19 protein-coding genes and 1 pseudogene are annotated in these 18,930 nt (G+C 63.5%); 12 read left to right on the forward strand and 8 right to left on the reverse strand.

What is annotated here, in order from left to right:
* Position 1 precedes the first annotated feature (1 nt).
* From E4K09_RS03405 to E4K09_RS03420, 4 genes are read left to right on the forward strand one after another with little or no spacing between them, the layout of a single operon-like run.
* On the forward strand, positions 2 to 892 hold the full coding sequence (locus E4K09_RS03405; protein ID WP_134495224.1) for a branched-chain amino acid ABC transporter permease: 891 nt from the start codon (positions 2 to 4) through the stop codon (positions 890 to 892).
* A gap of 7 nt (positions 893 to 899) precedes the next feature.
* Complete coding sequence (locus tag E4K09_RS03410) at positions 900 to 1,928, forward strand: branched-chain amino acid ABC transporter permease (RefSeq protein WP_134495225.1); 1,029 nt, start codon at positions 900 to 902, stop codon at positions 1,926 to 1,928.
* A complete protein-coding gene (locus E4K09_RS03415) occupies positions 1,925 to 2,593 on the forward strand; it encodes a cysteine hydrolase family protein (protein ID WP_134495226.1) in 669 nt (222 codons plus the stop codon). The genes E4K09_RS03410 and E4K09_RS03415 overlap by 4 nt, the downstream gene beginning before the upstream one ends.
* Positions 2,594 to 2,621: 28 nt before the next feature.
* Positions 2,622 to 3,935 carry an aspartate aminotransferase family protein gene (locus tag E4K09_RS03420; RefSeq protein WP_134495227.1) on the forward strand — a complete coding sequence of 438 codons (1,314 nt, stop codon included), beginning with the start codon at positions 2,622 to 2,624 and terminating at the stop codon, positions 3,933 to 3,935.
* A gap of 277 nt (positions 3,936 to 4,212) precedes the next feature.
* Here E4K09_RS03420 and E4K09_RS03425 read toward each other — a convergent pair whose 3' ends face one another.
* The 7 genes from E4K09_RS03425 to E4K09_RS03455 form a co-directional block, all read right to left on the reverse strand.
* Complete coding sequence (locus tag E4K09_RS03425) at positions 4,213 to 5,430, reverse strand: vWA domain-containing protein (protein ID WP_134495228.1); 1,218 nt, start codon at positions 5,428 to 5,430, stop codon at positions 4,213 to 4,215.
* Positions 5,427 to 6,341: an AAA family ATPase gene (locus E4K09_RS03430; RefSeq protein ID WP_134495229.1), complete on the reverse strand. Its 915-nt coding sequence runs from the start codon at positions 6,339 to 6,341 to the stop codon at positions 5,427 to 5,429. Before E4K09_RS03430 ends, E4K09_RS03425 begins: the two co-directional genes overlap by 4 nt.
* A gap of 79 nt (positions 6,342 to 6,420) precedes the next feature.
* Positions 6,421 to 7,227, reverse strand: coding sequence for an FAD binding domain-containing protein (locus E4K09_RS03435; protein WP_134495230.1), 807 nt, complete (start codon positions 7,225 to 7,227; stop codon positions 6,421 to 6,423).
* A 12-nt stretch (positions 7,228 to 7,239) separates the two neighbouring features.
* Positions 7,240 to 9,603 (reverse strand): xanthine dehydrogenase family protein molybdopterin-binding subunit, encoded by a 2,364-nt coding sequence (locus E4K09_RS03440; RefSeq protein ID WP_134495231.1) that lies wholly within the window; start codon positions 9,601 to 9,603, stop codon positions 7,240 to 7,242.
* Positions 9,604 to 9,758: 155 nt separating this feature from the next.
* Entirely contained in the window at positions 9,759 to 10,253 is a 495-nt protein-coding gene (locus E4K09_RS03445; protein WP_134495232.1) for a (2Fe-2S)-binding protein, read from the reverse strand.
* Between the two features lie 174 nt (positions 10,254 to 10,427).
* Positions 10,428 to 10,889, reverse strand: coding sequence for an SRPBCC family protein (locus E4K09_RS03450; RefSeq protein WP_134495233.1), 462 nt, complete (start codon positions 10,887 to 10,889; stop codon positions 10,428 to 10,430).
* Between the two features lie 109 nt (positions 10,890 to 10,998).
* Positions 10,999 to 11,454: an iron-sulfur cluster assembly scaffold protein gene (locus tag E4K09_RS03455; RefSeq protein WP_134495342.1), complete on the reverse strand. Its 456-nt coding sequence runs from the start codon at positions 11,452 to 11,454 to the stop codon at positions 10,999 to 11,001.
* A gap of 191 nt (positions 11,455 to 11,645) precedes the next feature.
* Between E4K09_RS03455 and E4K09_RS03460 the strand changes: the two genes are divergently transcribed.
* The 5 genes from E4K09_RS03460 (at position 11,646) to E4K09_RS03475 (ending at position 14,913) form a co-directional block, all read left to right on the forward strand.
* Positions 11,646 to 11,969, forward strand: coding sequence for an XdhC family protein (locus E4K09_RS03460; RefSeq protein WP_134495234.1), 324 nt, complete (start codon positions 11,646 to 11,648; stop codon positions 11,967 to 11,969).
* Between the two features lie 63 nt (positions 11,970 to 12,032).
* A complete protein-coding gene (locus E4K09_RS03465; RefSeq protein ID WP_134495344.1) occupies positions 12,033 to 12,725 on the forward strand; it encodes an XdhC family protein in 693 nt (230 codons plus the stop codon).
* Positions 12,722 to 13,741, forward strand: a complete 1,020-nt coding sequence (locus E4K09_RS29585) for a molybdopterin-binding protein (protein ID WP_193557242.1) — start codon at positions 12,722 to 12,724, stop codon at positions 13,739 to 13,741. Before E4K09_RS03465 ends, E4K09_RS29585 begins: the two co-directional genes overlap by 4 nt.
* A complete protein-coding gene (locus tag E4K09_RS29590) occupies positions 13,738 to 14,337 on the forward strand; it encodes a nucleotidyltransferase family protein (RefSeq protein ID WP_193557243.1) in 600 nt (199 codons plus the stop codon). Before E4K09_RS29585 ends, E4K09_RS29590 begins: the two co-directional genes overlap by 4 nt.
* Before the next feature lie 114 nt (positions 14,338 to 14,451).
* Positions 14,452 to 14,913, forward strand: coding sequence for an IS6 family transposase (locus tag E4K09_RS03475; protein WP_134495235.1), 462 nt, complete (start codon positions 14,452 to 14,454; stop codon positions 14,911 to 14,913).
* A gap of 112 nt (positions 14,914 to 15,025) precedes the next feature.
* Here the strand turns inward: E4K09_RS03475 and E4K09_RS03480 are convergent, their stop codons facing one another.
* Entirely contained in the window at positions 15,026 to 16,093 is a 1,068-nt protein-coding gene (locus tag E4K09_RS03480) for an alkaline phosphatase D family protein (RefSeq protein ID WP_166802139.1), read from the reverse strand.
* Positions 16,094 to 16,404: 311 nt separating this feature from the next.
* Between E4K09_RS03480 and E4K09_RS03485 the strand changes: the two genes are divergently transcribed.
* From E4K09_RS03485 to E4K09_RS03505, 3 genes and pseudogenes are all read left to right on the forward strand, one after another.
* Positions 16,405 to 17,526 (forward strand): M20 family metallopeptidase, encoded by a 1,122-nt coding sequence (locus E4K09_RS03485; RefSeq protein ID WP_134495237.1) that lies wholly within the window; start codon positions 16,405 to 16,407, stop codon positions 17,524 to 17,526.
* Between the two features lie 215 nt (positions 17,527 to 17,741).
* On the forward strand, positions 17,742 to 17,951 hold the full coding sequence (locus E4K09_RS03490) for a hypothetical protein (RefSeq protein WP_134495238.1): 210 nt from the start codon (positions 17,742 to 17,744) through the stop codon (positions 17,949 to 17,951).
* Positions 17,952 to 18,535: 584 nt separating this feature from the next.
* A pseudogene (locus E4K09_RS03505) lies at positions 18,536 to 18,928 on the forward strand (IS6 family transposase); the annotation flags it as partial.
* Between the last annotated feature and the right edge of the window lie 2 nt (positions 18,929 to 18,930).

Below are 18,930 nucleotides of genomic sequence, written 5' to 3' on the forward strand. Positions count from 1 at the left end.
CGTGACGTTTGCTCTGCAATTCCTGATCGACGTATTAAGTCTTGGCGGCGCATACGCGCTGATGGCGCTCGGCCTCGTCATCGTCTACGGCATTTTGAAGCTCGTGAACTTCGCCTATGGCGAGCTTATCATGGTGGCGGGCTACACGCTGTTTCTGGTGGGTGGATCCGGCTTGCCTTGGCTGGTGATGGCAGCGGTCGCAGTGCTGATGGCGATCGTCACCGGCATTTTCACCGACTATGTCGCGTTTCGCCCCGTGCGTGCCAAATCAGTCACAGCCGTGCTGATCACCTCCTTCGCGTTCTCGACCCTCCTTCAGAATGCGGCGCTCCTCTTCATTTCGCCGCGGCCTCGCAATGTTCCTTTGCCGGCGGCCTTCTCCCAGACTGTCGAGATTGCGGGCGTGATCACGCCTGTGCGAAACCTGATCACGATCGCGGCAGCCGTCGTGCTGCTCGGCGTGTTCGCCTTTCTGATGCGCCGCACAGTGCTCGGCATCGCCATGCGGGCGGCGGCAACAAATTTCACCATGGCGCGAATGCTGGGAGTGCCCGCCAACTTGATCATCTCGTCGGCCTTCGCGATCAGTGGCCTCCTGGCCGGGATCGTCGGCATTCTTTGGATCGGCAGGATCGGAACCGTCGTGCCGGGGATCGGCAACGAGCCTCTCCTCGTCGCATTCATCGCTACCGTGATCGGCGGCATGCGGAGCCTGGGCGGCGCGGTGCTCGGCGGGTTCCTGCTCGCGTTCATCGATACGACACTCAATTACACGCTGAGTCAGGAACTCCTGAAGTTCCGGGACGCATTCACCTTCAGCCTTGTCATCCTGATCCTGTTGTGGCGACCCGAGGGCCTTCTCAAAGGTCCGGCGACCGGTCAACGCACCTGAGGCCGCTATGTCCCGTCATCTGCTTACCATCGCAATCCTCGCTGGCCTGGTTCTCCTGCTCGTCGCAGGTGTAGAGGCCCTCGGCATTCGTGTCTTCAATCGTATTGCAACAAACCTTTGCATTTCTCTGGTCCTTGTTCTCGGACTGCAGATCTTCATGGGAAACTCGGGGATTCTGTCGTTCGCACATATCGGTTTCATGGGCGTCGGTGCGTATACCTCCGCTGTCCTCACGATCCCGGCGCAAATGAAGGGAATGGCCCTTCCGGACCTTTATGGCGTGCTGCAGGGCATCCAATTGTCGCCTTATATTGCAATAATTATCGGCGGTCTCGTGGCGGCGGCGGTCGCGGCGGTGCTGTCCTATCCGTTGATGAGGCTCTCCGATGCCGCAGCCGTCATCACGTCCTTCGCGCTTCTGGTCGTGCTGCATACGGTCATGACGAACTGGAGCAACGTCACCAACGGACCACGGACATTGTTCGGCGTGCCCCGCGCGACGGATCTCCCGCTCGCAGCCGCCGTTGCGGTCCTGGCAGTCGTCGCGGCGCTCGCATTCAAGGAATCACGCACAGGACGATTGCTCCGGGCAAGCCGCGACGACGAGGTCGCGGCAGGTGCGTTGGGCGTCCACATTTCCCACCTGCGGTGGCGGGCCTTTGTGCTTGCAGCTTTCGTCGCTGGAATCGGTGGCGCCCTCTGGGGTCACTTCATCACGTCGTTTTCGCCGAATGCCTTTTATCTGCGTGAAACCTTCGTGATCCTTGGAATGCTTGTCATCGGCGGCGCCAATACGGTGACCGGCGCCGTGATCGGCACGTTTCTCGTGACGGGTGCCTTCGAAAGCCTCAGAGCGATCGAGGGGGCTCTCAACAGCGCGAGGATCTTCAGAGAGCAGGTGATCGGCGTCACGGAAGTTGTTCTTGCTCTCGCAATGATCGCCATTCTTATTTTCAGGCCGGGCGGCTTGTTCCCGACCCGTGAGATCGGTGCTCTCCTGGCCCGCAAGTTTACAAAACGGAAACACGCGTCATGAACTGGAAAACTGCTTACCGCTCCTTCTATTACGCCAACGCCGAGGAGCCCGCTGATATCCGTCTCAACCCGTTGACCACGGCTCTCCTGGTCATCGACATTCAGAACACATATCTCGAGGACAAGGATACCCCGGAGGAGACGGAGCGCTGGCGCCCCTTCTACGAGCGGATGCGGAATACCGTGATCCCGAATACCGCGCGGCTGATCGAAGAGTGCCGTCAACGGGGCGTCGAGGTCATCTTCGCGCGTATCGCCTGCCTCAAGCCGGATGGCCGTGACCGTTCGCTCAGTCAGAAAAAGCCCGGTTTCAACTATCTCCTACTCCCGAAGGACCGCCCTGACGCACAGGTCGTGCCGGAACTGGAGCCGCGGGCCGACGAGATCGTGGTCCTGAAGACGACGGACAGCGCCCTGACGGGTACGAACCTGCGGTTGGTTCTGCACAATATGGGCATCAAGGACGTGATCGTCACAGGCATCTTCACCGATCAATGCGTATCGTCGACAGTCAGAAGCCTCGCGGACGAAAGCTATGGCGTCGTCGTTGTCGATGATTGCTGTGCAGCCGCCACGATGGAACTGCACCATCGCGAACTGGAGATCATTAACATGATCTACTGTCATGTCGTGCAGTATGACGAACTGCTCGGGTTCTTCGAGTAAATCCTGTCTACGGGAAGGACGGCTTGCGATGAGCCTTTATGAGCGCGATCAACAAGCCCTTTCGAGCATGTCGTTCCTGCGCTTCTTCCCTCAGGCAGCCGTCGGCGGCGAGGGCGCGTATCTCATCGACGATCAGGACAGAAGGCTTCTCGACCTCTCGGCGTCCTGGGGCGCAGCCAGCCTCGGGCACTCCCATCCTGCGGTGCGCGCAGCAGTGGATCGAGCCCTCGCGAGCCAGGCAGGCGCGAGCCATCTATCCGGGGCGAACCTCCCGGCAGTCGCATTGGCTGAGCGTTTGCTGTCGATCGTTCCCCAACGGGCTGCCGGACGAGTCTGGCTTGGCCATTCCGGGTCTGATGCCAACGAGACTGTGGCCCGGGCGGTCGTGGCGGCCACGGGCCGGGCCAGGATCATCGCGTTCCAGGGCGCCTATCACGGCGGCACCGTAGGGTCCATGGCCGTTTCCGGCCATCCGACGCAAGCCAGTGCCCAGAGATCGGCCGGCCTGACATTGATCCCCTATCCGAATCCCTACCGCGATGGAGGAGAGAATCACGCGATGGCTGCTGCGCTCAGCGATCTTGAGGATCTGCTGGCAGGGCCGGTACCGCCGGGAGAGGTTGCGGCGCTTTTCCTGGAGCCGATCCAGTCCGACGGCGGGATGGTGGTTCCGCCCCAGGAATTCTTTAGGCAGGTCGAAGCCCTATGCCGCCACCACGGCATCCTTATCGTAGCCGACGAGGTCAAGGTCGGGCTCGGGCGGACGGGCCGCCTGCATGCCTTCCAGCATTTCGGCATCGAACCCGATATCATTGTGTTCGGGAAGGGACTGGGCGGCGGCCTTCCGATTTCAGCCGCAGTCGGGCCGACCCCGATCATGAACCACAGCGCTGCGTTCTCGTTTCAGACTGTCCACGGCAATCCGGTCTGTGCATCTGCCGCCTTGGCTGTGCTCGATACGATTGAAGAGCAAGGACTCGCATTGCACGCCGCCGATGTCGGGGAGCATCTGAAGAACCTGCTCACCGGTCTTCAAAACCGGCACTCTCTCATTGGAGATGTGAGAGGAAAAGGATTGGCACTCGGGGTCGAACTGGTCAGCGACCGGGAGACGAAGTCACCTGCCAAGCAGCAGGCGGCGAAGGTGGCATACCGCGCCTTCGAACTTGGGCTCGTTCTCTACTATGTCGGGATCAATTCCAATGTGCTTGAAATGACGCCATCGCTCCTCCTCACCCATGAAGAAGCGACCAGGGCCGTGGAGATCCTGGACCACGCTCTCATGGATGTTGCCGAAGGCAGAGTTGACGACGCGTTAGTAGCCCGCTTCGCCGGCTGGTAGGATGAAGTGCTCATCCGCATCCGAGCCAAGGTGGCGGTGGCAACACGGGTCGTGATCCTCAAGAGCAGGCCGCAAGGTTGCCGAGGAGCTCACGGGTGGCCTCGATGCGACATGCTGGCCCATATGGTGATGACAGGGCGAAAGCCATAGAGCATTTTCGGCGAAGTGGCTCCGGTTCGCCGTCAAAAATGCGGCACATCCCAGAAGAGATATGACTCCACGCAACTGGAAACAGCGCTAACCGGCGTAAAGATCGGCCGCACCGGGCGAGCGAGACTCACGATGCTTGCAACCAGGAACGCGGGCTGGCTTGACCCGACGGCGCGCCGGACAATGTCCGGCAGAGGTCCTCCATCGAGGCCAAGTTGTGAATGGGCCGGAACTCGTCGACATGGGGCAGCATCGCGCGGATGCCCGAAGCACGGGCCTCGAACGCGTCGAACCGGAGGAGCGGGTTAAGCCATATGAGGCGGCGGCTGGAGCGCTTGAGCCGATCCATCTCGAAAGTCAGTTCTCCAGTCACCTCCCGCTCGAGGCCATCGGTAAACAGCAGCACGACGGCGCCTTGCCCGAGCACCCGACGAGACCAATGGCGGTTGAAGGCATGCAGCGCATGAGCGATCCGCGTTCCGCCCTCCCAGTCCTGCACGCGTCGCGATGCGCGCGCGAGGGCCTCGTCGGGATCTCGGCTCGTCAGCTCACGGCTGATATTGGTCAGGCGGGTAGCGAAGACGAAGGAGTGAACACGCCGCCTCTTCTCGGCTACGGCATGCAGAAAATGCAGGAAGAGCCGGGAATACTCCGCCATCGATCCGGAGATGTCCATGAGCGCCACGACAGGGGCATGCCGAACGGTGGGAGAACAATAGGCCAGATCGATTCCGGCGCCTCCTCCGCGCAATGACCGCCGGAGAGTTCTGCGCAGATCAATCCGTCGTCCTCTCGGGTCCAACCGGAAGCGGCGGGTGGTCATCTCGTCGTCCGGCAGAGACATCTCGGCAATGAGACGCTTGGCCTGCGCAATTTCGGCAGCCGACATCTGCGCGAAATCCTTCGCATTCAGGACCTCCCGCTCTGAGACCGTGAGACGGGCGGAGAATTCGGTTCTCTCGACCGTCTCCGACTTCTCCTGCCGGGGTGTAGCCAGCGCCTCGGCAATACGCAGGGCGCCCGCCTGGGGCTTCTTCTCCTCCTGTCCTCCGGGGGCAATCGGCGACATCTGGGCCATGAGCTTCTCGATCAGCGCGCGCCGTCTCCAGAAGATCCTGAACGCCTGGTCGAAAAGGATGCTGTGCTCATGCCGTTTCACGAAGACGGCATGAAGCGTCCAGTAGAAGTCCTCGCGTGTTCCGATCCGGGCGGCTTCGACCGCTGCGATCGCATCGAGAACCGCGCCAGGGCCTACAGGCACGCCGGCATTGCGCAAAGCCCGCCCGAAATAAACGATATTGTCCGCAAGGCGCCCCTCGCCACGTGCAGCCGAGGGGCCGCTCACGCCGAAGTCCTCAGCGCGTCTTGAATGCGGTCGAGCATTTCCTTCGCCCGGCTGCCCTGCATCCTCTGGATATCGTCCTGGTACTTCAGGAGCACGCCGAGCGTGTCCGAGACGAGCGCCGGATCGAGCGCCACCGCGTCAAGTTCCACGAGGGCCGAGGCCCAGTCGAGCGTTTCCGCCACGCCCGGCGCCTTGAACAGGTCCTCCTTGCGGATCGCCTGCACGAACCCGACGATCTCCCGCGACAGCCGCTCCGGCACCTCCGGAACCCGGCTCCGCAGGATGGCGAGCTCCCGCTCCGCATCCGGATAATCGACCCAGTGGTACAGGCAGCGGCGCTTCAGCGCATCGTGGATTTCCCGCGTGCGATTCGATGTGATGATCACGATGGGCGGATATTCCGCCTTGATGGTGCCGAGCTCCGGAATCGTGACCTGGAAATCGGACAGCACCTCAAGCAGAAAGGCCTCGAAGGCCTCGTCGGTGCGGTCGAGTTCGTCGATGAGCAGAACCGGTGCCCCGGCGCTCTGAGGCTCGAGAGCTTGCAGGAGCGGCCGCTTCACCAGGTACCGTTCCGAGAACAGGTCGCTCTCGAGCACATCGCGGTCGACCGTTCCTCCGGCTTCGGCAAGCCGAATCGCCATCATCTGCCCGGCATAGTTCCACTCGTAGACGGCCGAGGCGACGTCGAGGCCTTCGTAGCATTGTAGGCGGATGAGATGCCGTCCGAGACCTCGTGACAGCACCTTCGCGATCTCCGTCTTGCCGACACCTGCTTCCCCTTCGAGGAAGAGTGGGCGTCCGAGCCTCAATGCCAGAAAGAGAACTGTCGCGAGGGGACGGCCGGCGACATAGCCTTCGTTTTCCAGCAGGATCAATGTGTCGTCGATGGAACCGGGGTGGTCGGCCACGGGCTTTGCTGCTCCTCATGGGCATGATGCCCGGGCAGCGCCCGGGCATCGGCTTCGATGTGGCTCGGATCGGGTGCGCCTAAGATCGCGCGGCAGCCGCCTGTACCGCCCGGCGCGCCATGACTCCGACGAGGTGAGCCCGGTAGGCGGCATCCGCATGGATGTCGCTGTTCATTTCGTCCTCCGGCACGGCGATGCCGTCGAGGGCCTCGGCGGCGAAGTTCCGGCTCAAGGCCTCTTCCATCTCCGGGAGCCGGAACACGCCGTTGGACCCGGCTCCGGTCACGGCGACCCGCACGCCATCGGCGTGCCGGGCCACGAAGACGCCAACCAGGGCATAGCGGGAGGCCGGGTTGCGGAACTTGGCATAGGCAGCCTGCGCGGGAACGGGGAACGAGATCCGGGTGATGATCTCGCCTTCGTCCAAGGCCGTCGTGAAGATGCCCTGGAAGAAGTCGTCAGCCGTGATCTTCCGCTTGTCCGTGACGATCGTGGCGTTCAAGGCGAGGCACGCTGCCGGGTAATCCGCAGAAGGATCGTTGTTGGCAATCGAGCCCCCGATGGTGCCACGGTTGCGCACATGAGGATCGCCGATGAGTTCGGCCAGTTCGGCGAGAGCCGGAATGGCTGCACGAACATCGGCCGAACTTGCCACCTCGGCATGCTTCATCATGGCGCCGATCGTGATCGCATCGCCGGATCGCTGGATACCGCGAAGTTCCGCGATCTGGCCGAGATCGATCAGGTTGGCTGGCGCTGCGAGCCGCAGCTTCATAGTCGGCAGAAGCGTGTGCCCACCAGCCAGGAACTTGGCGTCCTCGGACCGGGTCGCGAGGTCCGCAGCCTGCTCGACGCTCGTGGGGTGGTGGTATTCGAACGCGTACATGCCTGTCCTCCCTTATTCCGCCGCCACGGGCATGCGGGCTTTCTGAGCCGCCCGCCAAACAGCCTGGGGCGTTGCCGGCATTGCGATGTCCTCATGGCCGAGGGCATCCGTGATGGCGTTGATGACCGCGGGCGGGGCCGCGATGGCGCCGGCCTCGCCGCAGCCCTTGATCCCAAGCGGGTTCGAGGGGCAGGGTGTCACGGTCATGCCGACCTGGAAGGACGGCAGGTCGATGGCGCGCGGCATGCAATAATCGTTGAAGCTGGCGGTCACGAGCTGGCCGCTCTGGTCATACACGGCCCCTTCGAGAAGCGCCTGCCCGACCCCCTGCGCGATGCCGCCATGGACCTGGCCTTCGACGATCATCGGGTTGATGATCACCCCGAAATCGTCAACCGCCGTCCAGCGCTCGATCTTGGTTACGCCCGTGTCGGGATCGATCTCCAGCTCGCAGATATGAACGCCCGCCGGAAACGTGAAATTGGTGGGGTCGTAGAATGCCCCCTCCTTCAAGCCGGGCTCCAGATCCTGGCCGGAGAACTTGTGGGCGATGTAAGCCTGGAGGGCGACCTCGCCGAAGCCGAGCGCCCGATCCGTGCCGGCAACGCCGAACTTGCCGTCCTTGAACTCGATGTCCCCCTCGGAGGCCTCGAGAACATGGGCCGCGACTTTCCTGCCCTTGGCGATGACCTTGTCGAGAGCCTTCGCGATGGCCGACATGCCCACAGCACCGGACCGCGATCCGTAGGTTCCCATGCCGAACTGCACTTTGTCGGTGTCGCCATGCACGATGCTGACCTGATCGATGGGAATTCCGAGCCGGTCCGAAACGAGCTGGGCGAAGGTGGTCTCATGACCCTGGCCGTGGCTGTGAGAACCTGTGAGCACCTCGACGGATCCCGTCGGATTCACGCGCACTTCGGCGGATTCCCACAATCCCACACCGGCACCCAGCGAACCGACCGCCTGGGAGGGAGCGATGCCGCAGGCCTCGATATAGCTCGAGAACCCAATGCCCCGCAGCTTGCCGCGGCGGGCGCTCTCCTGCTTGCGCTGCTGAAAGTTCTTGTAGTCGGCAATCTCCAGCGCCTTGTCGAGCGAGGCGGCGTAATCGCCCGTGTCGTAGGTCATGATGACCGGTGTCGCATGCGGGAACTGTGTGATGTAGTTCTTGCGGCGGAACTCGGCCGGATCCTGACCGAGCTCGCGGGCGGTCTTCTCGACGAGCCGCTCGACCACGTAGGTGGCTTCAGGCCGCCCCGCGCCGCGATAGGCATCGACCGGCGCGGTGTTCGTATAGACCGCATCCACCTCGCAATAAATGGCTGGAATATCGTACTGGCCCGACAGGAGCGGCGCATAAAGATAGGTCGGCACCGAGGACGAGAAGGTGGAGAGATAGGCGCCGAGATTGGCGGTGGTGTGAACCCGAAGACCCAGGATCTTGCCGTTTTCGTCGGTCGCCATCTCCGCATGGGTCACGTGATCGCGGCCATGGGCGTCGGACAGGAAGGCCTCCGTGCGGTCGGAGGTCCATTTCACCGGCCGTTTCACCTTCTTCGCCGCCCAGACGCAGACCGTCTCCTCGGCATAGATGAAGATCTTCGACCCGAACCCGCCGCCCACATCCGGAGCGATGACGCGCAGCTTGTGTTCGGGCGCAACCCCGATGAAAGCCGACAGAACGAGGCGCGCCACGTGGGGGTTCTGGCTCGTCGTGTAGAGAGTGTAATTGTCGGTGCCGGGATCGTACTCGCCAACGGCCGCACGGGGTTCGATGGGATTCGGCACGAGCCGGTTGTTGACGAGGTCGATCTTCGTCACGTGCTTGGCTCGCGCGAAGGCCGCTTCGGTCTCGTCCTTATTGCCGAGATGCCAGTTGAACACCGTGTTGTCGGGCGAGACGTCGTGCACCTGGACCGGCGCCTTCGCGGCCTCGGCGGTGTCGACGACGGCTGGCAGCACCTCGTAATCGACCACGATGGCTTCTGCGGCATCCTTGGCCTGAGCGAGGGTTTCGGCAATCACCACCGCCACATGGTCGCCCACGTAGCGCACCTTGCCCTGTGCGAGCGCCGGGTGCGGTCCCGCCTTCATCGGCGAACCGTCCTTGGAATGAATCATCCAGCCGCAGATGAGGCCTCCGATCTTGTCGGCCGCGAGATCGTCGCCAGTGAAGACGGCGACGACACCCGGCATGATCGTGGCAGGACCCGTGTCGATCGAGCGGATCCTCGCGTGAGCATACGGCGAGCGGAGGAAATACGCGTAGGCCTGGCCAGGTCGGTTGAAGTCGTCGACGTAGCGTCCCTGGCCGGTGACGAAACGCTGATCCTCTTTCCGGCGTACGGGAGCGCCGATGCCTGTTGCGGTCATGAAATCCTCCCTTGTCTTCGTTGACTCTCAGGTAGGCGGGGAGTGAAGCGGCACCTCGGACAACGCCTTGGAGAAAGGCGCCCGTCCAGAGGCTCGCCTGCACCGTGCGCCTGCTCGTGAGAGCGCCCTGCCTTGTACGAGCGTATCGCGCAGCCTTACTCGGCTGCCTGCCGAAGAGGCGCCTGAGCCATCGCCTGCGCTCCGGCGGCAACGGCCTTGACGATGTTGTGATAACCCGTGCACCGGCACAGATTGCCTTCCAGTTCGGCCCGGATGGTCTGCTCGTCGAGACCGTTTCCCTTGCGGGCGACGATGTCGATGGCCGACATGATCATGCCCGGCGTGCAGTACCCGCATTGAAGGCCGTGATGCTCACGGAAGGCCGCCTGCATCGGGTGCAGTTCGCCGCCCTGGGCGATCCCCTCGATGGTGGTGACGACGCTTGCGTTCGCCTGGACGACAAGAGTCGTGCAGGCCTTCACGGCCTGGCCGTTCAAGTGGACGACGCAGGCGCCGCACTGGCTGGTGTCGCAGCCCACATGGGTTCCGGTGAGCCGTAGATTGTCGCGGAGAAACTGAACGAGCAGGGTGCGGGGATCGACGTCTGCGGTGACGGATTGACCGTTCACCGTCAGTGAGACGGTGGTCATGCGTGATTTCCTCCTCAGGAGCCGGCAACCCGGCCAACCTTAAGGTGGTCTCAGGCACCGACAGGCATTTTTGTTGGACGACCGCACGGATGCGTTCCGTCGGTATCGAGTGTGTACCGCCCTCTTCGAGCGGTCAAGTATATCGGAGACAGGTGCCGAATGAATCGGACCCGACTAGGCCGGCGTCTCCGCCGGAGACAGGATCCTGGCGAAATTGGCGAAGAATTCGTCGGCGTATTTCTTGGCGACGCCGTTGATCAGACGCCCGCCGAGCTGAGCGATCTTGCCGCCCACATTCGCCTCCACGTCGTAGACCAGCCTGGTCCCGCCGTCGACATCTTCGAGACGTACCTTCGCGCCGCCCTTGGCCCATCCGGCGACGCCGCCCTGGCCTTCGCCGCTGATGGTATACCCGTTCGGGGGGTCGAGATCGCCGAGGGTGACGCCGCCCTTGAACGTCGCCTTCACGGGTCCGACCGAGACCTTGGCCGTCGCCTGGAATTCCGTATCGCTGATCTTCTCCAGCTCCTGGCAGCCGGGAATGGCGGCCTTCAGAACCTCGGGATCGTTGAGGGCCGCCCACACCGTCGCCCGATCGGCGGGAAGCGTGACTTCGCCCTGCATCGTCATGGCCATGCTGATTCCTCCTTCGGTCAGCCCCGGTGCCAGAGTAAGGGCAAATCCGGCGGCTCGTCACCTGCCAAGCATTGCTGCCATGCCTGATGAACGGGGTAGCGCTGACGGATTACGGATCGCTGGCCGCGCCGCTGGTCTCGGCAGACTCCGCCTTGGCGAGCGCTTCGGCAACGGCGTCGAAGGTGAGAAGGATCGAGGCGTGACGGGCCTTGAGATCCCGTGCCGGCTCCAGGAGGGCGAGATCCGCCCATTTGCCGGACGGTGGCGTCCCGCCGGCCTTCAACATCCGGTGCATCTCCTCTCGAACGGCCTTGAGATCCTCGACCGTGGAGCCGATCACATGGCGTGCCATGATCGACGAGGAGGCTTGGCCGAGGGCACAGGCCTTCACCTCGTGAGCGAAGGCGCTGACGACGTCCCGGTCGAGTTTCACATAGACCGTGACGGTCGATCCGCACAGTTTCGAATGCGCCTTCGCGCTGGCATCCGCATCCGACAGGGTTCCCAGAAGCGGGATGTCGGCCGCGAATTCCAAGATGCGCCGGCTGTAGATATCGTTCAGCATCCTGCCCGCGAGCCATCCGACGGTGGTGCTTGTTCGACGTGGATCAGACGCCTCATCGCAGCGCCTGTCAATGCTCGGGTCGTTGTCCGTATGCATGAGCCGTCGCATGCCGGTTGCGCTTCGCGGGCCGGTGGTGGCAGTATCGATCACCGAGCATTGCTCGCAGGCTCCTCATCCCGCGTGGAAATCTTATGCTTTCGACCGAAACGGATATCCTGAAGACGGCAGAAGCCTGGAGGCGCGAGGGCCGGGGGGTCGCGATCGCGACCGTGGTCGAGACCTGGGGATCGGCGCCTCGCCCGGTCGGGAGCCATCTGGTGATCGACGAAGACACGAGCTTCCTCGGTTCCGTATCCGGGGGCTGCGTCGAGGGCGCGGTCATCACCGAGGCGCTGGATGTCATCGCCGATGGAAAGCCGCGGATGCTCGAGTTCGGAGTCGCCGACGAGACCGCCTGGCAGGTCGGACTGTCCTGCGGAGGGCGGATCAAGGTGTATGTGGAGCGGGTGGATTAGGATGTTCGGCTGTTCTCAATGCTGCCGTACATCGCCGCTTCGTCGCAGAGGCGAGGGCACGGCATGCGCCTGAGCCTCCTGTCCGACCTCAATGCCGAGCGCGCGGCGCGACGTGCCGCCGTCCTCGTGACCGAGCTCATCTCCGGCGAGCAGCGCCTCGTTCGGGAGGCCGAGATCGGAAGCGACCCGCTGGCCGAGGCATTGCGGGAAAGGCTGCGCCAAGGCAAGAGCGGTCTCGTCGATCAGGGCGGCCGCCAGTTCTTCCTGACCGTGCAGGCCCCGCCCGTGAGAGTGATCGTGATCGGCGCCGTGCATATCAGTCAGGCGCTGGCGCCCATGGCCAGGGGCGTGGATTTCGACGTCACCATCATCGATCCCCGCACGGCCTTCGCGACTCCCGAGCGCTTTCCGGATGTGCCGGTGCTGGCCGAATGGCCCGACGCCGTGCTGCCGGAGATGCGCATCGACCGTTATACGGCCGTGGTGGCGCTGACCCATGATCCGAAGATCGACGATCCCGCGCTCCTCGCGGCCCTCCGCTCGGAATGCTTCTATATCGGCGCGCTCGGCTCGCGCAAAACCCATGCGCGCCGCGTTCAGCGCCTGACCGATGCCGGCTTTGCCGAAGCGGACCTCGCCCGCATCCATGCTCCGATCGGCCTCGATATCGGGGCCGTTTCTCCTGCGGAGATCGCCGTCTCGGTGCTGGCCGAGATCGTCGCGACCCTGCGCCAAGATCGGAGGCGCCCGGCGTGAAGTTCGGCCCTGTTCCGGTGGAGGAGGCCGTCGGCGCCCTTGCAGCTCATGGGGTGCGTGCCGGCGAAACGGTGGTGAAGAAGGGAACCCTCGTCTCGCCCGACATCGCGCAACGGCTGAAGCAGGCCGGTGTCGAGACGATCATCGCAGCCCGGTTCGAACCCGGTGACGTCCCCGAGAACGAGGCGGCCGTCCGGCTCGCCCGCGCTCTTGCCGGGGATAACGTCATGGTCGAAGCACCCTTCACGGGGCGCTCCAATCTCCATGCCGAGACTGCGGGCGTTCTCCTGATCGACGTCGCAGCCATCGGCGGGCTCAATTCCGTCGACGAGGCCATGACGGCCGCCACCTTGCAGGCCTACAAGCCGGTCGTCGCGGGCGAGATGATCGGCACCGTCAAGATCATCCCCTATGCGGTTCCGGAGGTTCTGCTGCAGAAGGGGATTGCCCAGGCGGGCAAGAGCGCCTTGCGTGTCGCGCCCTATCTGCGCCGTTCGGTCGGCGTTGTTTCAACACTTCTTCCGGGGCTCAAGCCGAGCATGGTCGACAAGACCCTCACCGTGCTGTCGAGACGGCTGGAGCCGGCACAGGCAACGATCGTGCTCGATCGTCGCGTGCCTCACGAGGCGGCCGCCTTGGCGCAGGAGCTCGCCGACCAAGCGCGCGGCGAACCGCAGCTCATCGTCATCTTCGGCGCTTCGGCCATCGCGGACCGCCGTGACGTCATCCCATCCGCCATCGAGATGGCCGGCGGGCGGGTGGAGCATTTCGGCATGCCGGTCGACCCCGGAAACCTGCTCCTCATCGGATTCATCGCCGGCAAGCCCGTCATCGGCGCCCCGGGTTGTGCCCGGTCTCCGAAGGAAAACGGGTTCGATTGGATTCTGCACCGCCTTCTGGCGGACGTGCCCGTGACGCGTGCCGACATCATGTCCCTTGGCGTCGGAGGGCTTCTCATGGAGATCGTCTCGCGTCCACAACCGCGCGAGGGTGGCGAAAGCGAGGGTGAGGAATGAGCCGGACAACGGGCGATGTGGCGGCCATTCTTCTGGCGGCTGGCCGCGGCACGCGCTTCGGCGACGAGCCGAAGCTGCTGGCGCAGATCGACGGCAAGGCCCTGGTTCGCCATGCGGCCGAGGCCGCAATCCGCTCCACGGCCGATCCGGTCATCGTGGTGACCGGCCATCGCGGCGAGGATGTCCGGGCGGCGCTCGCCGAGCTTCCGGTTCGGATCGCCCACAACGGCCTGTTCGCTCAAGGACTCTCCACATCCCTGAAGGCCGGGTTCTCCGCGCTCCCGCGGTCGGCCCGCGCGGCCGTGATCCTCCTTGCAGACATGCCGTTCGTGAAAACCGATCTCATCGACGGTCTCGTGGCCGGCTGGCACGAGAAACGAGAGCCGGCAGCTCTGGTCCCGACATGGAACGGCCGGCGTGGGAACCCCGTCTTGATCTCGCGCGAGCTCGAAGTTCTGATCCAGGGCCTTTCCGGAGATGTCGGGGCAGGTCCGATCCTGCGTGGAAGGACGGATGTCGTGGAATGGCCGACCACGGATCCGGCGGTCGTTCAGGACATCGACACGAGGGAGGAACTCGCCAGACATCGGTTCTGACCCGCCGGGAATGCGAATGGGATGACCTCCGCCGACCCCACGATTCTAAGATCAGACACCCCAAGGCACCGTCAAGTTGACCCGCAGGTGGCCGGATCCGGGCATCCGTGAGGGATGATGCCGCTTCGCCATTCCCGCTATGGTCGCTACCGCTTCCCGGCTGACGTGATCAGCTACGCCGTCTGGTTGTACTTCCGGTTTCCACTGAGCCTGCGCATGGTGGCGGAGATGCTGGCCGCCCGAGGGATCCTGGTCAGTCATGAGACGGTGCGGCAGCGGGCGCTGAAGTTTGGCCAGGGCTTTGCCAATCAGATCCGCCTCCGTCTGCCCGCATCCGGAAACAAATGGCACCTGGATGAGGTTGCCATGAACAATCATCAGCCGACCCGGCGACGCGAGCGGATCATGAAGCGCTTCAGGTCAGCCGGGCACGCACAACGCTTCCTTTCAGTCCACGATCAAGTGGCCAGCCTCTTCCGCCGCTCCGCCAAAAGCAACGCCTCTGATCGGCGCCAGTCCCGCGCCCGAGCCTTCACGGTTTGGGCCGAGGTGACAAACATTGCGGCGGGCTTCTGATCTGCCAATCCAGGGAGGCGCGTTGCCCCCAGCTCGTTAAATCGGCGGTGCCTGGCGCCGCGCCAACGCGCAGCAATGTCCTGAGGCATGAAGCGGGCTCGCTCTGTGCAAGCTATGGGTTCGCGATCCTCAGCTCGTCCAAGTGCACGACCTGTCGGCGCACGGGCTCACCATTCCCGCTCCGCAAGGAGAGGGTGACCGTTCGTTCCCACCAATCCACATCGATTGTGCCGAAGTTCGGGGCGCCATAGATCGCGCCGAGCCGGTTCGGACCCTCCTCCCTGTTGCCGGGGAAGACCTGGTTGATACCGCTAGAGGTGATCTCGATGAGAGAATAGGGCGTCGCCGTGGTCTCGCGGTACAGGCCGCCGACGTGGCGATCGCCCGATAGCAGGATCACACCACTTGCGGCGGTTGAGCGAATGAGGTCGTAGAGGCGCTGACGCTCGCGCGGGAGGTTACCCCAGCGCTCCCAGCCATGCCCCTCGGCCACCACCTGAATCGACGACACGATGAGGCGCACATCGGCGGGCTCGCGAAGGCGCTCGGCCAGCCACGACCACTGTGCCTCACCCAGCATCGTCTTGGCCGGGTCCTCGTCCGGCAGATAGCGCTCGCGACCGGCGGCATTGCGCTGGTCCGTGGGCTTGAGGGAGGAGCGGAAGAAGCGGGTGTCGAGCAGAATCACCTGCACCCGCTGCCCGTCGGGCCCAAAGGTCTGGCTGTGGTAGATCCCCTCCCGCTGGTGGCGCACATCCGACGGCGGCACGTTCCAGAACTGCAGGAAGAGCCGCTGGGCGTCGTGGCGGCCGGCGAACTCGGCGCCCGCATCATTCTTGCCATAGTCATGATCATCCCACGTGGCGAGATGCGGGATGGCGCTCCTAAGCCGCGCCATTCCTGATATCTGAGCCGCCTGGGCATACGACTCTTGCAGGCTCTGGATCAGCTCCCCATCCGGCACAACACGCTCTTGACGAACGTCGCCATAGACGTTGTCGCCGACGAACAGGAACAGTTGGGGCTGGTAAGCCAGGACCGCATCCCAGATTGGCTGAGGCTTCTCCTCGTCGGCGCAGGAGCCGAAGGCGATCCGCGTGAGAGGGGAGGGCACATCCTGAGCATGAAGAGGGTCAGGCAGCAACCATACGAACAGGATCGCGAGAATGAGAAGCGGCATATCGGCTCCCTCCGCAGGAGAGTTTCTCCGGGTTGCATGGCCAGTTTGTGACAGGCGACCATCTGTTGAGCTGGATGTTGACATCACTCTTGATGACCTCACGACCCCTTGGGCTGCCACTTGACCGACACGGATCCCGCTGACGGGGCTCCAGCGCCCTGGACCAGGAGGCACAGGATCGGGTCCGAAGCCCGAGCCAAGTGCCCCTGGCGCCGCATCCGACACCGGATTAGCATCCCACTCATGCCCCTTCAGGAGCAGCCACCCTGCGGTAAGCTCGTTCTTGCAAGACTCCTCAGAAAGCGAGGCCCATGACGATTTCACCCGCTGTTGCGCTTACCCAGGCACTGATCCGCCAGAACACCATCAATCCTCCTGGCAACGAGGCTCGATGCGCAGTCCTCGTGGCCAAGCGGCTGGAGGAGAATGGCTTTACTGTCACGGCAGTCCCGTTCGGAAAGGAGCGTACGAATCTGATCGCACGCATCGGTGGCCGGGATGCCCTGCCGCTTGCCTTTACCGGCCACCTGGACACGGTGCCTCTTGGCTCGCAGCCGTGGTCGGTCGACCCGTTCGGTGGCGACGTCGAGGGCGACCGAGTGTATGGCCGCGGCTCCAGCGACATGAAGGGCGGCGTTGCTGCTTTTGTCGAAGCCTGCATCGCCCACCGGACTACGCTGGAAAGGGGTCCTGGCACCGTGCTGATCATCACCGCCGGTGAGGAGACTGGTTCAGAAGGGGCCTATCATCTGTGCCAGCAGGAAGGGCTTCTGGGCGCCGCCGGTGCCCTGATTGTCGCCGAGCCTACATCCAATACACCGCTTGTCGGTCACAAGGGAGCCTTGTGGCTGAAGGCAGTCGCACGGGGCGTGACCGCGCACGGCTCTATGCCGGAGAAAGGGGAGAACGCGGTCGTCAAAGCAGCGCATGCGGTCATGAAGCTGACTGACTTTGACTTCAACGTGCAGCGACACGGGGTGTTGGGCGGTCCGACGCTGAACATCGGTACCTTCCACGGCGGATTGAACACCAACTCGGTTCCCGACTATGCCGAAGTGAGCCTCGATATCCGCACTGTGCCGGGCCAGGCGCATGTTTCCGTGCGCGAGATGGTCGGGAGCTTTCTGGGCGATGCGATGGAAATATCGCCGATCATCGACGTGCCGGCCGTGTGGACCGATCCCGGCGACCCGTGGATCCGGCGGGTCTTCGAGATCATGGCCCCGCTCTTGGGAGCGATGCCCGCGCCGCAGGGTGCAACCTACTTCACGGACGCGTCGGCGCTAACCCCGGCCATGGGCAGGCCGCCAACCGTCATTCTCGGCCCTGGGGAGGCGGCCATGGCGCACCAGACGGATGAGTACTGCCTCATCTCGCGCATCGATCAGGCCGTGGAGGCCTATGGCCGGTTGATTGAGGATTGGTCCAAATGACTGGGCTTCCGACCGCCCCTGAAGCCGCGCAACGGATCGCTGGTGGCAACCTCACCAGCGAGGCTCTGGTCCGCGCCTGCCCGGACCGCATTGGTGAGCGCGAGCCTCGGGTGCAGGCATGGCGGATAGCTGAGGATGAAGAAGTTCGCGTCTGCGGCCGGACTGGGTATTCTATGCCCCTGGCTGGGAGGGCCAACATCTCACGAGGTTGCGCGATGCCAAAGTTGACCGTGAGCTGGGACGAGGACGGACCTCTGCTGCAGACGGCCGAGGTCGAGAACCCGATGTCTGACCGACGCTGGAGTGCTCCAGTTGGACAATTGACGAACGACGAGCGGCAGGAGCTGCTCTCCGCCGCGCAAGCACTGGCGCAGCTGATTGCGGATCTGGCGGCCGAGGACACCTTCTTCAGCAATCCCCGCTAGGTCCTAGCCTCCGATGAAAGCGGCGCGTTGGTGGGATCCTTCGGCTACCAAGAGAGGCTCTGACTTTCAATCGGAGGGTCCTGGGTTCGAGTCCCAGCGCGCTCACCACTTCAAACCCTTATCCGGCGAGGGTTTAGTGACATTTCTGTCCCTGCAGATCAGCGCCTCGTTTCTTTTCGGGTAACGCCGCGGGTAACAGCGGACGAACTTCGATCGGCCCTAGAGTGGATCGACTCACTTTGCGTGGGGCAGGCGAATGTCTGCAACTACGCGATGAGCGGACCTTCATACGGCCACGCTTAAAGGTGGCTCCTGACCCGGGGCAGACGTTTCCTGGCGCGCTCGCCTGCCCACGCAGCGGGGTCGTCCACACAGGCTATGTACCGTGATTTCCGTCATCGAGGGTTGATCAGGCGCATTCGCGGGGGAACGGACGTGCCTTTAACCAGAGAAACAGCGGGACACGCGCCCATTGCTCGAGATGCTCTTGGCGCCCGCTGTGATCTGGGATCGGCTCGCGGAGGGAGGTGATTGCAAACCCAGCCTCTTCCAGGGCCGCCGCGTAGGCCTCCAAAGGTTGAGACCACGCGATCTGGCTGTATCACTGCTTCAGCCTGAGCCTGCGTGACGTTGAGCTGATTTTCGCAGCGCGAGGAGTTGTGGTCAGCTACGAGACTATTCGTGAGTGGAGCCTGTGCTTCGGGCGGGTGTATGCCAAGACGCTCAAGCGGCGGCCGCAGCCCGGCGGCAAATGGTTTCTGGATGAGGTCTTCGTTCGCATCCGAGGCAACCTGCACTACCTCTGGCGAGCGGTTGATCAGCACGGGAACGTGCTCGATGTGCTGGTGCAGAGCCGCCGCAACACGAGGGCGGCCAAGCGCTTCTTTCGCAAGCTGCTCAAGAGCTTGTGCTATGTGCCCAGGGTGATCGTAACCGATGAACTCGGATCCTACGGTGCCGCGAAGCGCGAGATTGTCGG

The organism is Microvirga pakistanensis, from assembly GCF_004458765.1.
GTDB classification, from domain to species: Bacteria; Pseudomonadota; Alphaproteobacteria; order Rhizobiales; family Beijerinckiaceae; genus Microvirga; species Microvirga pakistanensis.